12 protein-coding genes and 1 other RNA gene are annotated in these 13,745 nt (G+C 63.9%); 6 read left to right on the top strand and 7 right to left on the bottom strand.

Going from position 1 to position 13,745, the window contains the following annotated elements; all coding sequences use genetic code 11:
* Nucleotides 1–17: 17 nt before the first annotated feature.
* The 7 genes from G3574_RS06030 to G3574_RS06005 form a co-directional block, all read right to left on the bottom strand.
* Nucleotides 18–1,271 (bottom strand): tyrosine-type recombinase/integrase, encoded by a 1,254-nt coding sequence (locus G3574_RS06030; protein WP_163961121.1) that lies wholly within the window; start codon nt 1,269–1,271, stop codon nt 18–20.
* Between the two features lie 161 nt (nt 1,272–1,432).
* Nucleotides 1,433–1,807: a transfer-messenger RNA gene (gene ssrA, locus G3574_RS06025) on the bottom strand.
* A 60-nt stretch (nt 1,808–1,867) separates the two neighbouring features.
* Complete coding sequence (locus tag G3574_RS06020; RefSeq protein ID WP_163961120.1) at nt 1,868–2,533, bottom strand: HAD family hydrolase; 666 nt, start codon at nt 2,531–2,533, stop codon at nt 1,868–1,870.
* Nucleotides 2,534–2,543: 10 nt separating this feature from the next.
* A complete protein-coding gene (ubiG, locus tag G3574_RS06015) occupies nt 2,544–3,239 on the bottom strand; it encodes a bifunctional 2-polyprenyl-6-hydroxyphenol methylase/3-demethylubiquinol 3-O-methyltransferase UbiG (protein ID WP_163961119.1) in 696 nt (231 codons plus the stop codon).
* Between the two features lie 137 nt (nt 3,240–3,376).
* Nucleotides 3,377–4,027 (bottom strand): outer membrane protein OmpA, encoded by a 651-nt coding sequence (gene ompA, locus G3574_RS06010; protein ID WP_163961118.1) that lies wholly within the window; start codon nt 4,025–4,027, stop codon nt 3,377–3,379.
* A gap of 133 nt (nt 4,028–4,160) precedes the next feature.
* Nucleotides 4,161–4,295 carry a hypothetical protein gene (locus G3574_RS28645; protein WP_268958864.1) on the bottom strand — a complete coding sequence of 45 codons (135 nt, stop codon included), beginning with the start codon at nt 4,293–4,295 and terminating at the stop codon, nt 4,161–4,163.
* Nucleotides 4,296–4,340: 45 nt separating this feature from the next.
* The gene (locus G3574_RS06005) at nt 4,341–5,033 is read right to left on the bottom strand and encodes an OmpA family protein (RefSeq protein ID WP_163961117.1); all 693 of its coding nucleotides are present in this window, start codon (nt 5,031–5,033) and stop codon (nt 4,341–4,343) included.
* Between the two features lie 246 nt (nt 5,034–5,279).
* Between G3574_RS06005 and gyrA the strand changes: the two genes are divergently transcribed.
* The 6 genes from gyrA (at nt 5,280) to aroA (ending at nt 13,743) form a co-directional block, all read left to right on the top strand.
* Nucleotides 5,280–8,012, top strand: coding sequence for a DNA gyrase subunit A (gene gyrA / locus G3574_RS06000; RefSeq protein WP_163961116.1), 2,733 nt, complete (start codon nt 5,280–5,282; stop codon nt 8,010–8,012).
* Nucleotides 8,009–9,112, top strand: a complete 1,104-nt coding sequence (gene serC / locus G3574_RS05995) for a 3-phosphoserine/phosphohydroxythreonine transaminase (protein ID WP_163961115.1) — start codon at nt 8,009–8,011, stop codon at nt 9,110–9,112. The genes gyrA and serC overlap by 4 nt, the downstream gene beginning before the upstream one ends.
* A 104-nt stretch (nt 9,113–9,216) precedes the next feature.
* Entirely contained in the window at nt 9,217–10,293 is a 1,077-nt protein-coding gene (pheA, locus tag G3574_RS05990; protein WP_163961114.1) for a prephenate dehydratase, read from the top strand.
* A 98-nt stretch (nt 10,294–10,391) separates the two neighbouring features.
* Entirely contained in the window at nt 10,392–11,504 is a 1,113-nt protein-coding gene (gene hisC / locus G3574_RS05985; RefSeq protein WP_163961113.1) for a histidinol-phosphate transaminase, read from the top strand.
* Nucleotides 11,501–12,418: a prephenate dehydrogenase gene (locus G3574_RS05980; RefSeq protein WP_205609674.1), complete on the top strand. Its 918-nt coding sequence runs from the start codon at nt 11,501–11,503 to the stop codon at nt 12,416–12,418. Before hisC ends, G3574_RS05980 begins: the two co-directional genes overlap by 4 nt.
* Nucleotides 12,418–13,743, top strand: coding sequence for a 3-phosphoshikimate 1-carboxyvinyltransferase (gene aroA, locus G3574_RS05975; RefSeq protein ID WP_163961112.1), 1,326 nt, complete (start codon nt 12,418–12,420; stop codon nt 13,741–13,743). Before G3574_RS05980 ends, aroA begins: the two co-directional genes overlap by 1 nt.
* Nucleotides 13,744–13,745 lie beyond the last annotated feature (2 nt).

Below are 13,745 nucleotides of genomic sequence, written 5' to 3'. Positions count from 1 at the left end.
GGCGCAGGACGTAGTGGTCAGCCTGCGTTGCTTACGAGAGGCATCACTTTCGCGCCGTGCTCTGCAGTGGCGAGCTGCTCTCCCCACCAGTTGAACAAGTTGATCCGCTCCGAGAAGCGTTCGCCACGATCGTAGGCGCGTGCGACTTCCGTGTCGTGGGCACGGTCCGATGCCAGTTCGACCACGTCACGTGGGAATCCGTAGTCGCGGGCCAGCGTGGAGAGGGCGCTGCGCCAGCCATGTGGCGTATGTTTGCCGTCCATCTGCAAGGTTAGCCGGTACGCTTTTTCCAGCGATTCCCTGCTGATGTGCTTCCCACCATTGGGCGATGGGAACACGAATCCATGGCCACCCCAAGTCTTGCGCCATTCCCGAAGCTCAGCCGCAATTTGTGGCGATAGCGGTACCCGGTGGTCCATCGGGCGGGATTTCATCTTCATCTTGTGCCGGGGGATAACCCAGAGCGGCGGCGTGCTCTCAAGGTCAAACTCTTTCCATTCGGCTTCCACGATATTGCTGATCCGCATGCCAGTGAAGGCGCACAGGCGATGTGCCATACGGACCGAAGGGGAGAGACGCGCCCTATTCGCACGACGCAGCAGGTCGCCCAAGGAGGGAAAGTCGAGCAGTGCTGCCATGTGCCCGTTATCCTTCTTGCGGGGTAAAACTTCTTTTGCGGGGAGGGCGGGGTTGTCCCGGCACAGGCCTTTGGCTTGGGCGTAGCGGAATACGCCATTCAGGTGCTGCAGGATGCGCGTGGCGGTTTCCAGCACGTCGCGTTGATTGACCTTCTCGATGGTCGTGGCGACCATGGCCGGGGTGATACTTGCAATGGGCAGATTGGCGAGGCTTGGGTAGATGTCTCGCTCCAAGGCGCGGGCCGATTTCTTGTAGTGGCCCGGACTCCATTCGCGTTGCTTCATCGATAACCAGTCTTCCGCTACCGCACGGAGGGTGTTTTCGCTTTGCGAGAAGCTGGCGGCCCGGTTGACGCGGCGTGCCGCAACCGGGTCCTGATTTCCGCGCAAGAGGGCTTTGATTTCTGCCAGCTCGACACGAGCAGCGGCCAAGGTGACAGACGGGTAGGGGCCGATGGAATAAAGCTTTTCTTTGCCTTCAACGCGGTATTTGACGCGCCATGTGGCACTCCGCGCTGGGGTGATGAAGAGATGCAATCCACCACCGTCAGCCAGCTTCTTGCCCGGCAGCGCCGATGCGACGAAGGCTTTGACCGCTTTATCCGTCAGTTTTCCGCCGATACCCCCAACCATGGTCTGCTCTCCAGTTGGATTTTTGCTGATACCCCCAACACTACCCCGCAAAAGGATGGACGTCGTAGAGTTCGGTCAGACTGTATCGGACAAGAAAAGTGCGGACCTAGAATGAAAAACGCCGTCACGTGGACGGCGTTGGATGAAGCTGGGGGTATTGATGGTGGAGACGGCGGGAATCGAACCCGCGTCCAGAAGTACTCTACAGCCAGTTCTACATGCGTAGTGCAGCCAATTGGTTTTGACCCTGCCGACGCGGACGCACGCGCTTCGTCAAAGCGAGTCACCTAGATTTAACACCACACCAAGTGACCCGGCATGATGCGAGTTCCTGTAAATGACCTCGCTGCTGTTGCCAGCCCGTCCCAGGAACGAAACGGTGCGAGGTTAGAGGTTATTAAGCTCTAAGGGTTTACGCTGCGAGAGCGTAAGCTTCGTCGTTTGCAGTTGTCTGCTTCTGGATGGATTTACGAGGTGACCAGTCCTCGGCATGCCCTGTACTGCTTTGCAACCCCTGTCGAAACCAGGTCGTCCCCAAAGAAGCCAAGCTATTGTACCTCACCAGATGGGGTGGGGTGGGCTGATTTCAAGGGGCGTCACGCGAGGGAATCGATCAGTTGCAGCAGGTCGGCCGGTGTTGCCGCCAGGGCATCCGCGTCCCAGGAGACCGGCTCGACGTTGCCGCAATACCCCCAGGCGGCGGCCACCGTGACCATGCCGGCGGCGCGTCCCGCCTGGACGTCGCGCAGGTCGTCGCCGACGTACCAGCAATGCATGGGATCGATGTCGAGGCGGCGCGCCGCTTCGAGCAGGGGTTCGGGATGGGGCTTGGAATGCGGCGTGGTGTCGCCGGACACCACGCAGGGAGCGGTTCCGAGGCTGATCAGCGGCACCAGCTTGTCGGTGAAGCGTGAAGCCTTGTTGGTGACGATGCCCCAGGTGACGCCGCGATGCTGCAGTCGGCCGAGCAGGGCGGGAATGCCCTGGAACAGGCAGGTATGCACCGCGATGTTGGTCTCGTACTGGTCGAGGAAGGCGACCCGCAGTTCCTCGTAGCCGTCATCGCCCGGTTTCAAGCCGAAGGCGGCGCCGATCAGGCCGCGCGCGCCGGCGGAAGCCACCGGACGGAGCAGCTCGTAAGGCGCGGGATCGAGTCCGCGGCTGGCGCGCACGGCGTTCATGGCGGCCGCGAGGTCTGGCGCGGTATCGGCCAGGGTGCCGTCCAGGTCGAACAGGACGGCGCGGGGAATGGAAAGAGGCATGGCGGCGGCCTTATAGCGGACGGGTGCAGGCGACCAGGTAGTTCACGGCGGTATCCTGGTTCAGCGAGTACACCTTGGTCAGCGGGTTGTAGGTCATGCCTTTCAGCTTGTCCAGTTCCAGTCCGGCGGTGCGGATGTGCTGCGCCAGTTCCGCCGGCGTGATGAACTTGGCGTAGTCGTGCGTGCCCTTGGGCAAGAGGCCGAGGATGTATTCGGCACCGACCACGGCGAACAGATACGATTTCGGGTTGCGGTTGATGGTCGAGAAGAAGACCCTGCCGCCCGGCTTGACCAGGGTGGCGCAAGCCCTGACGATGGCGCCGGGATCCGGCACGTGCTCCAGCATTTCCATGCAGGTCACCACGTCGTACTGGCCGCTCTCGCGCGACGCGAGTTCCTCGGCGGAAATCATTTCGTAGCGGACAGTCACGCCGGATTCGAGGCTGTGCAGGTCCGCCACCTTCAGGGCTTTTTCGGACAGGTCGATGCCTGTGACATCAGCGCCCTTGCGCGCCATCGACTCCGCGAGAATGCCGCCGCCGCAACCGATGTCCACGACCTTCCGGCCCGCGAGCGGCACGAGCGCGTTGATCCACTCGAGGCGCAGAGGATTGATTTCATGCAGGGGGCGGAACTCCGACGTGGGGTCCCACCAACGATGGGCGAGGTCGCTGAATTTCTGCAACTCCAGGGGATCGGCATTCATGGGGCAATGGTTCCTGTGGCTGGGCGTAGGGAAGGGCAGGTCGTTAATTGGGGCAACTCAGGGAAAAGACCTGCTCGGCCCGGAAAAAATCCATAAAAAAACCCCGCCGAAGCGGGGTCTGGACCGACGAGGGTCGATTACTTGTTGCGCGTACCGACGACTTCGATTTCCACGCGGCGGTTCTTGGCGCGGCCAGCGGAGGTCTTGTTGTCGGCGACAGGCTGCTTCTCGCCCTTGCCTTCGGTGTAGACGCGGTTGGCTTCGATGCCCTTGGAGACCAGGTAGGACTTCACGGCTTCGGCGCGGCGCACGGACAGCTTCTGGTTGTAAGCGTCGGTGCCGACGGAGTCGGTGTGGCCAACGGCGATGATGACTTCGAGGCTCATGCCCTGGAGCTTGGAGACCATGTCGTCCAGCTTGGCCTTGCCGTCCGGCTTCAGGACTGCCTTGTCGAAGTCGAAGAAGGTGTCAGCGGCGAAGGTGACTTTTTCGGAAACGGGAGCTGCGGGTGCCGGAGCGGGTGCCGGGGCGGGAGCCGGGGCCGGTGCGGCGGGCGGGGTCACGACTGCTGCAGGCTTGGCGAGTTCGCCGTCGCAACCCGGAACTGCGTCTGCCGGAGTCCAGGTGCCGGAGCGCCAGCACAGGCCGAACGGGTCACGTGCGATGACGCCACGGCTGTCCTGCAGATAAGCGCTGTTCGGCGTCTTGGCCTGGATATCCTCTTGAGCGGACGCAGAGAAGGAAATCACTGCGGACGCCGCAAAGACGAGTTTTGCTAATTTATTCATTTTTTTCCTCTTGGTTGGAGTTATCCGCAGATGAACTGCGCAACAAATTTAAACAACTTTAGTTTTTGATATTACCACAGGGGTTGGATGCGCATTTCATTAAGGTTGTTCCATTGCAATGCACTTTCGCTAACTACATTTTGCCACAGGCTTGATTTTCAACGAGTATTGCTAAATCAATGGAAACAGGTTTTTGTTGCTGCGTTGTGTATTCACAACGTAAAGCAATGAAATACTGGCGTTTTTCGAAGTTATTGCCTAGTGCCATGTTGGATCTTCCTGTTGCACGCTGCGCCGGTACGCGAGCCTCCGCTCAGCGAGCCAAGCCTCGCCCTTCGACCACGACACGGCGGTTGGGTGCGAGGCACTCGATGAGCCTCGCGCGCGGCAGCTTGTCGTCGCACGCCTTGACGGATTGCGTCTTGCCGACCCCGAGGGTATCGATCTCGGCGTTCACGCCCTTGGTCTTGAGATAAGCCGCGACCGCGCTGGCGCGCTTCTCCGAGAGCTTTTGGTTGTACTGCTGCGAGCCGAGGCGGTCGGCGTGCCCGGTGATCATCACGATGTCGACCTTGGCGCAAGCCGCGAGCTTGGGCAGGACTTCCGCGTCGATGCGCCGCTTGGCGGCACCGCTCAGCACCGCCTTGTTGAAGGCGAAGGTTTCGTCGCTGGCCAGCGTGACGCTGAAGTCGCAGCGCTTCGGCGCAGGCGGGACAGCCGGGGCGGGCGCCGGGGCGGCAGCCTGCGCCGGCAGGGCCGGGGCGATCGGACTGACCGCTACCGGCGGCGCGAGTTCGCCGTCGCAACCGGGAACCGCGTCCGCCGGCGTCCAGGTGCCGGAGCGCCAGCACAGGCCGAACGGGCTGCGGGCGATGACGCCGCGCCCATCCTGCAGGTAGGCGCTGTTCGGCGTCCTGGCCTGGACTTCGCCGGCGGTCTGCGCATGTGCGCACGCCGACGCCAGCGACACGGCGAGAAGCCCGGTCCGGAAAGCGAAGGTTTTCATGTGAACATCCCCGGTTGTTGTTATCAGGCAGGTATTTTGCCCACAGTCATGAATCAGTCAACACATTTTTAACTTTCTTGCCTACGGAATTGCAGTCCAAGAGGGTCTGCCGGCGGGTGGGAGGGCTGTCGCCATGCTAAAATTCAAGGTTTGGCATGCCGGTGTTTTCGTGCCAGACGTCTTCCGGTGATGCCCTCGGCTTTCGCCAGGATCCCGCAACTTCAGCCCAGACAAGTCGACCCGCCAATGGATCAGTTCGCCAAAGAGACAATACCGATTTCCCTCGAAGAAGAGATGCGCAAGAGCTACCTCGATTACGCGATGAGCGTGATCGTGGGCCGGGCCCTCCCTGACGTGCGGGACGGCCTGAAGCCAGTGCACCGCCGCGTGCTGTTTGCCATGCACGAGACGAACAACGTGTGGAACCGGCCCTATGTCAAGTGCGCGCGCGTGGTCGGCGAGGTCATGGGTAAGTACCACCCGCACGGCGACCAGGCGATCTACGACACCCTGGTGCGCATGGCCCAGGACTTTTCCCTGCGCTACACCCTCGTCGACGGCCAGGGCAACTTCGGCTCCATCGACGGCGACAACGCCGCGGCGATGCGCTACACCGAGTGCCGCCTGGACAAGATCGCCGGCGAACTCCTCGCCGACATTGAGAAGGACACCGTCGACTTTGTTCCCAACTACGACGGCAAGGAAAAGGAGCCGTCGGTGCTCCCGACGCGCATTCCCAACCTGCTGATCAATGGTTCCTCGGGCATCGCGGTCGGCATGGCGACCAACATTCCGCCCCACAATATCACCGAGGTCATCGACGGCGCCCTGCACGTGCTGCGCACCCCCGACTGCACGGTGGACGAACTGATCGAGATCGTCCCCGCACCCGATTTTCCGACCGCCGGCATCATCTACGGCGTGTCCGGCGTGCGCGACGGCTACCGCACCGGCCGCGGCCGGGTGGTGATGCGAGCCAAGACCCACTTCGAGGAATACGGCAAGGAAGGCCGCACCGCGATCATCGTCGACGAGCTGCCCTACCAGGTCAACAAGAAGTCCCTGCTCGAGCGCATCGCCGAGCTGGTGCGCGACAAGAAGCTGGAAGGCATTTCCGACATCCGCGACGAGTCCGACAAGTCGGGCATGCGCGTGGTCATCGAGCTCAAGCGCGGCGAAGTCGGCGAGGTGGTCCTCAACAACCTCTACAAGCAAACCCAGCTGCAGGACACCTTCGGCATGAACATGGTGGCGCTGGTCGATGGCCAGCCCAAGCTGCTGAACCTGAAGCAGATGCTGGAGTGCTTCCTCTCGCACCGCCGCGAGGTCGTCACCCGCCGTACGGTGTTCGAACTGCGCAAGGCGCGCGAGCGCGGCCACGTGCTGGAAGGCCTGGCCGTGGCGCTGGCCAACATCGACGACTTCATCGCCATCATCCGCGCGGCCCCGACGCCGCCGATCGCCAAGTCCGAGCTGATGGCGCGCTCCTGGGATTCGTCCCTGGTGCGTGAAATGCTGTCCCGCACCGGCGCGGAAAACGCTGGCGGCATCGAGGCCTTTCGTCCCGAGAACCTGCCCAAGCACTACGGCATCCAGGCGGACGGCATGTACCGGCTGTCCGACGAGCAGGCCCAGGAAATCCTGCAGATGCGCCTGCAGCGCCTCACCGGGCTGGAGCAGGACAAGATCGTCAACGAATACAAAGAAGTCATGGCGCAGATTGCCGATTTGCTCGACATCCTGGCCCGCCCGGAGCGCGTCACCGCGATCATTTCCGACGAGCTCAATTCCGCCAAGAACGACTACGGCAATCCCGACAAGGACGGCCGCCGCTCGACCATCGAGCTCAACCCGACCGACCTCGGCACCGAAGACCTGATCACGCCGCAGGACATGGTGGTCACGCTCTCGCACGCCGGCTACATGAAGTCGCAGCCGGTATCCGAATACCGCGCGCAGAAGCGCGGCGGACGAGGCAAGCAGGCGATGGCGACCAAGGAAGACGACTGGATCGACCAGCTCTTCATCGCCAACACCCACGACTACATTCTGTGCTTCTCCAACCGCGGCCGCATGTACTGGCTGAAGGTCTGGGAAGTGCCGCAGGGATCGCGCAATTCGCGCGGCAAGCCCATCGTCAACATGTTCCCGCTGCAGGACGGCGAGAAGATCACCGTCGTGCTGCCGCTGTCCGGCGAGAACCGCACCTTCCCCGAGGACCGCTACGTCTTCATGGCGACCAGCCTGGGTACGGTGAAGAAGACTTCGCTGACCGAATTCAGCAATCCGCGCAAGGCCGGCATCATCGCGGTCGACCTCGACGAAGGCGACTTCCTGATCGGCGCGGCGCTGACCGATGGCAAGCACGATGTCATGTTGTTCTCCGATTCCGGCAAGGCGGTGCGCTTCGACGAAAATGACGTGCGACCAATGGGCCGCACCGCGCGCGGCGTGCGCGGCATGAGCCTGGACGAAGGCCAGCAGGTCATCGCGCTGCTGGTGGCCGAGAACGAGCAGCAGTCGGTGCTGACCGCGACCGAGAACGGCTTCGGCAAGCGCACCCCGATCACCGAGTACACCCGCCACGGCCGCGGCACCAAGGGCATGATCGCCATTTCCACCAGCGAGCGAAACGGCAAGGTCGTGGCTGCCACGCTGGTCGAGCCGCGCCATGAAATCATGCTCATCACCACCGGCGGCGTGCTGATCCGCACCCGCGTCTCGGAGATCCGCGAGATGGGCCGCGCGACCCAGGGCGTGACCCTGATCGCGGTGGAGGACGGCACCAAGCTGTCCGGCCTGCAGCGCATCGTCGAGAGCGACGTGGAAGACGAGGTGGCGGCGATCGAGGCGGCGGAATCGTCCGGCGAGGCAGGTGGCTCCGACGTAACCGATGCAACCGACGCAACCGACGCAACCGACGCAACCGACGCAACCGACGCAACCGGTGCCGCCGGAGAAGGCACGGAGGCGGAATGACCCGCATCTACAATTTTTCCGCCGGCCCGGCCATGCTGCCGGAAGAAGTGCTGAAGCAGGCCGCCGGCGAAATGCTCGACTGGCACGGCAGCGGCATGTCCGTCATGGAAATGAGCCATCGCGGCAAGGAATTCATTTCCATCTACGAGGAGGCGGAGCGCGACTTCCGCGAACTGCTGAACGTGCCGGCGAATTACCACATCCTGTTCCTGCAGGGCGGCGGGCTGGGCGAGAACGCGATCGTGCCGCTCAACCTGCTGGGCCGCAAGGAACAACCCGCGACGGTGGACTTCATCCAGACCGGGTCCTGGTCCACCAAGTCGCTCAACGAGGCGAAGAAGTACGGCAACGTCAATGTCGCCGCCTCGTCCAAGGACGCTAAATTCACCGCGATCCCCGCGCGCGACACCTGGAAGCTGTCGAAGGACGCCGCCTACGTGCACATCTGCACCAACGAAACCATCGACGGCGTGGAATTCCAGTACGTGCCCGATGTCGCCGCCGATACCAACGGCGCGCCGCTGGTTGCCGACATGTCCTCGCACATCCTGTCGCGCCCGGTCGACGTTTCGAAATACGGCGTCATCTTCGGCGGCGCGCAAAAGAACATCGGCCCGGCCGGCGTGACCATCGTGGTGGTGCGCGACGACCTGGTCGGCAAGGCCTTGCCGATCTGCCCGTCCGCCTTCGACTGGAAGCTGGTCGCGGAGAACCAGTCCATGTACAACACGCCGCCGACCTACGGCATCTACATCGCCGGACTCGTGTTCCAGTGGCTCAAGCGCCAGGGCGGCGTGGCCGAGATGGAAAGGCGCGCCCTGGCCAAGTCGGAAATGCTGTACGGCTACCTCGACTCGACCGGGTTCTACCGCAACACCATCGCCAGGGATTGCCGTTCGCGCATGAACGTGCCGTTCTTCCTGAACGATGAATCACTGAACGAGTCGTTCCTCGCCGGCGCCAAGGAGCGCGGCATGGTGCAGCTGAAGGGCCACAAGTCCGTCGGTGGCATGCGGGCATCGATCTACAACGCGATGCCGATCGAAGGGGTGCAGGCCCTCATCGATTACATGAAGGAATTCGAAAAGAAGCACGGCTGACGCGGTGCGCGGCCCGTCCCGCCGCGCACTTGCCGCTCCGGCAGACCGGAGAGGCGCGCGGCAAGGCCTGGCGGCAACCCCCTGCCATCGACCCAAGATCGCTCATGAACACCGACGACAAACTCAAGCCCCTGCGCGAACGCATCGATTCCATCGACGCGCAGATCCTCGACCTGCTCAACCAGCGCGCCCGCGTCGCCCAGGAAGTCGGGCATGTCAAAGCCGAGACCAACGCCCCGGTCTTCCGGCCGGAACGCGAAGCGCAGGTCCTGCGCAAGGTGGCCGACCGGAACCCCGGTCCGCTGGCCAGCGTGGCCGTGCAGACCATCTTCCGCGAGATCATGTCCTGCTGCCGCGCCCTGGAGCGGCGCGTCATCGTGGCCTACCTCGGACCGGCAGGCACCTTCAGCGAACAGGCGGTGTACAAGCAGTTCGGCCACGCGGTCGAAGGCCTGCCCTGCGCCTCCATCGATGAAGTCTTCCGCGCCACCGAAGCCGGGACCGCCGATTTCGGCGTGGTGCCGGTCGAAAACTCCTCGGAAGGGGCGATCAACCGCACGCTCGACCTGTTGCTCCAGACCACCTTGTCCATCAGCGGCACGCTGTCCATTCCCATCCATCACAGCCTGATGAGCAAGAGCGGCACGATGAACGGGGTGACGCGCATCCTTGCGCATTCGCAGACCCTGGCGCAGTGCCAGGTCTGGCTCAACCAGAATTATCCGAACGTCGAGCGCCAAGCCATCTTTTCGAACGGCGAGGCCGCGCGCCTGGCCGCCGAGGACCAGACGGTCGCCGCCATTGCGAGCGAGATCGCCGGCGAGCGCTACAACCTCGGCGTCGTCAAGGCCCACGTGCAGGATGACCCGCACAACCGCACCCGCTTCGCCATCATTGGCCGCCTGCAGCCGGGCCCGAGCGGCAAGGACCTGACCTCGCTGGTGCTGGCCGTGCCCAACAAGGCCGGCGCGGTGTACAACATGCTGGCCCCGCTGGCCCAGCACGGGGTGTCAATGACCCGCTTCGAGTCCCGTCCTGCACGGATCGGCACCTGGGAGTATTACTTCTACGTCGACGTGGAAGGCCATTCCGCCGAGGATCATGTGAGCAAGGCCCTCGACGCGCTCAAGCAGAATGCCCCCTTCTTCCGGGTTCTCGGTTCCTACCCGGTAACGTTGTAGCAGGTCCTGGGCCTGCCGGAACGATTTGCCTTTCCCGCCCGCGATAACGGCGTGAAAGGCAAGCCGACCAGATAAACCAACTTTAGACAGAACACGCCATGTCTCTTCAATTCGGTCCTGATTACGTTCGCGCCATCGCCCCTTACCAGGGCGGCAAACCCATCTCGGAAGTCGCCCGCGAGTTCGGGCTCGACGAGTCCAGAATCGTCAAGCTGGCGTCCAATGAGAATCCGCTCGGCATGCCGGAATCTGCCAAGCAGGCCATGATCGCCGCCATGGCAGAGACGGGCCGCTACCCGGACGCCAACGGTTTCGAGCTGAAGCAGGCGATCACGGAAAAATACGGCGTCCCGCAGGAATGGATCACGCTGGGCAACGGCAGCAACGACATCCTCGAACTGGCCGCGCATGCCTTCGTGCAGCCTGGCCATGAGGTGGTCTATGCCCAGTATTCCTTCGCCGTCTATGCGCTGGCCACCCAAGCGGTCGGCGGAAAGGCGGTGGTCGTGCCGGCGAAGGACTACGGCCACGACCTCGCCGCCATGCGCGCGGCCATCACGCCCGATACCCGGCTGGTCTTCCTCGCCAACCCCAACAATCCGACCGGCACCTTCCTGCCGGCGGCCGACATCGACGCCTTCCTAAAGAGCGTGCCCCAGCACGTCGTGGTGGTGCTCGACGAAGCCTACAACGAGTACCTCGCCGCCGAGCAGCAATACGATTCCATCCAGTGGGTGAGGCAATATCCCAACCTGCTGGTGTCGCGCACCATGTCCAAGGCCTATGGCCTGGCCGGCCTGCGCGTCGGCTTCGGCATCGCCCAGCCAGGCATTACCGACTTGCTCAACCGCATCCGCCAGCCCTTCAACGTCAATTCGCTGGCGCAGGCGGCCGCGGTCGCCGCGCTCAACGACAAGGAATTCCTGAGCCGGAGCGCGAAGCTGAACGCCGATGGTTACCAGCAGCTGACGCGCGCCTTCGAAGCGATGGGCCTGGAATACGTGCCGTCGTTCGGCAACTTCGTGCTGGTCAAGGTGGGTAACGAGGATGGCGCCGGCGCGCGCATCAACCTGGCCCTGCTCAAGCGCGGCATCATCGTCCGCCCGGTGGGCAACTACGGCCTGCCGCAATGGTTGCGCGTATCGATCGGCTTGCCCGAAGAAAATGAGGCCTTCCTTGCCGCCCTCAGGCAGGTGATGGCGGAAGCTTGACCGTGCAAGGCCCGGCTTTCGGCAAGATCGCGGTCTTCGGCGTCGGCCTGATCGGCGGTTCCTTCGCGCTGGCGCTCAAGAAAGCCGGCGCGGTGCGTGAAGTCGCCGGCGTCGGCCGCAGTGCCGCATCGCTCGACAAGGCACGCGAACTCGGCATCATCGACACGGCATGCGCCCGTCCGGAAGAGGCGGTGCGCGGCGCCGACCTGATCCTGGTGGCGGCGCCCGTGGCGCAGACGCAGGCCATCCTCGCGTCCATTCTTCCGCATCTCGACGCCGGCACCATCGTGACCGATGCCGGCAGCACCAAGTGCGACGTGGTGGCCGCCGCCCGCGCCGCCCTTGGCGAACGCGTGGCGCAGTTCGTGCCCGGCCATCCCATCGCCGGACGCGAGCAGAACGGTCCGGAAGCCGCCATCGTCGACCTGTATACCGGCAAGAAGGCGGTGCTGACGCCCCTGCCGGAAAACGCCCCGGCGGATGTCGAGCGCGTCGCCGAGGCCTGGCGGCTCTGCGGCGCCATCATCCATCGCCTGGCCCCGGAAGACCATGACCGGGTGTTCGCCGCGGTGAGCCACCTGCCGCACCTGCTGGCCTACGCCCTGGTGGACGACATCGCGCGCAAGCCCCACGCCGACCTGCTGTTCCAATACGCCGCCAGCGGCTTCCGCGACTTCACCCGCATCGCCGGTTCCTCGCCGGAAATGTGGCGCGATATTTCCCTGGCGAACCAGGCGGCCCTGCTCGGCGAGCTCGATGCCTACATGGCGCGCCTCGTGCAGTTGCGCGGCCTGCTGGCGGAAGCGAACGGCGCCGGCATCGAAGCGGTCTACGCCAACGCGCAGCACGCCAGGCACAACTGGATCCGCACCATCGAGGCGGCGGAGAAACAGAATCGACAAGGTGGCGATTAATGAAGCAATATCCGCATCATCTCGACCTGCAGCCGGCCATGCATGCGCAGGGCGCGGTCAGGCTTCCCGGCTCCAAGAGCATTTCTAACCGCATGCTGCTGCTGGCCGCGCTGGCCGAGGGCACGACCGACATCCGCGCGCTGCTGGCCTCGGACGACACGCACGTGATGCTGATGGCCTTGCAGAAACTCGGCATCCGCTGGGAGCAGCAAGGCGAAAGCCAGGATTACATCGTGCATGGCACAGGCGGCACCTTGCCAGTGCACCAGGCCGACCTGTTCATGGGCAATGCCGGCACCGCCATCCGTCCGCTGACCGCGGCGCTGGCCGTGATCGGCGGCGACTACACCCTGCATGGCGTGGCGCGCATGCATGAGCGCCCGATCGGCGACCTGGTCGATGCGCTCAATGCCATCGGCGGCAACATCGAATACACCGGCCAGCCCGGCTATCCGCCGTTGCACATCCGCCGCGGACGCTTCCACGCCCAGCGCCTTCAGGTCAAAGGCAACGTCTCCAGCCAGTTCCTCACTGCCTTGCTGATGGCCGCGCCGCTGATGGCCCGCGACCAGGACGTGGTCATCGAAGTCGTCGGCGAACTGATTTCCAAGCCCTACATCGAGATCACCCTCAACCTGATGCGCCGCTTCGGCGTGGAGGTGGCGCGCGACGGCTGGCAGGCGTTCACGGTCGCGGCCGGACAGGCCTACCGCAGTCCCGGCACCATTCATGTCGAGGGCGATGCCTCGTCCGCTTCCTATTTCCTGGCGGCGGGCGCAATCGCCGGCGGCCCGGTGCGCGTCGAAGGCGTGGGCCGGGACAGCATCCAGGGGGACGTGCGCTTCGTGGACGCCCTGGAGCAGATGGGCGCCTCCATCACCCTCGGCGACAACTGGATCGAGGCCCGCTCGAACGGCGTGCTCAAGGCCATCGACGCCGACTTCAATCACATTCCGGACGCCGCCATGACCATCGCCGTCGCCGCCCTGTACGCCGACGGCCCCAGCGTCCTGCGCAACATTGGGAGCTGGCGCGTCAAGGAAACGGACCGCATTGCCGCCATGGCGACCGAACTTCGCAAGGTCGGCGCGACGGTGGAGGAGGGCGCGGATTACCTGCGCGTGACGCCGCCCGCCGAGCTTCGGCCCGCCGCGATCGACACCTACGACGACCACCGGATGGCCATGTGCTTCTCGCTGGCATCCCTCGACGGCCGCGAGCGGCGCGGGACCGCCATCCGGATCAACGATCCGAAATGCGTCGCGAAGACTTTTCCCGACTATTTCGAAGCCTTCGCCGCCATCGCCAACAACAACCTGATCTGACG

The organism is Noviherbaspirillum galbum (assembly GCF_010974945.1).
Classification (GTDB): domain Bacteria; phylum Pseudomonadota; class Gammaproteobacteria; order Burkholderiales; family Burkholderiaceae_D; genus Noviherbaspirillum; species Noviherbaspirillum galbum.
This window is presented reverse-complemented; position numbering and strand designations above follow the sequence as displayed.

Coding starts and splice junctions, on each gene's coding strand:
- ompA (WP_163961118.1), bottom strand. CDS start 4,027: ATGAATAAATTAGCAAAACTCGTCTTTGCGGCGTCCGCAGTGATTTCC.
- aroA (WP_163961112.1), top strand. CDS start 12,418: ATGAAGCAATATCCGCATCATCTCGACCTGCAGCCGGCCATGCATGCG.
- G3574_RS28645 (WP_268958864.1), bottom strand. CDS start 4,295: ATGGCACTAGGCAATAACTTCGAAAAACGCCAGTATTTCATTGCTTTA.
- G3574_RS06020 (WP_163961120.1), bottom strand. CDS start 2,533: ATGCCTCTTTCCATTCCCCGCGCCGTCCTGTTCGACCTGGACGGCACC.
- ubiG (WP_163961119.1), bottom strand. CDS start 3,239: ATGAATGCCGATCCCCTGGAGTTGCAGAAATTCAGCGACCTCGCCCAT.
- hisC (WP_163961113.1), top strand. CDS start 10,392: ATGTCTCTTCAATTCGGTCCTGATTACGTTCGCGCCATCGCCCCTTAC.
- G3574_RS06005 (WP_163961117.1), bottom strand. CDS start 5,033: ATGAAAACCTTCGCTTTCCGGACCGGGCTTCTCGCCGTGTCGCTGGCG.
- gyrA (WP_163961116.1), top strand. CDS start 5,280: ATGGATCAGTTCGCCAAAGAGACAATACCGATTTCCCTCGAAGAAGAG.
- G3574_RS06030 (WP_163961121.1), bottom strand. CDS start 1,271: ATGGTTGGGGGTATCGGCGGAAAACTGACGGATAAAGCGGTCAAAGCC.
- pheA (WP_163961114.1), top strand. CDS start 9,217: ATGAACACCGACGACAAACTCAAGCCCCTGCGCGAACGCATCGATTCC.
- serC (WP_163961115.1), top strand. CDS start 8,009: ATGACCCGCATCTACAATTTTTCCGCCGGCCCGGCCATGCTGCCGGAA.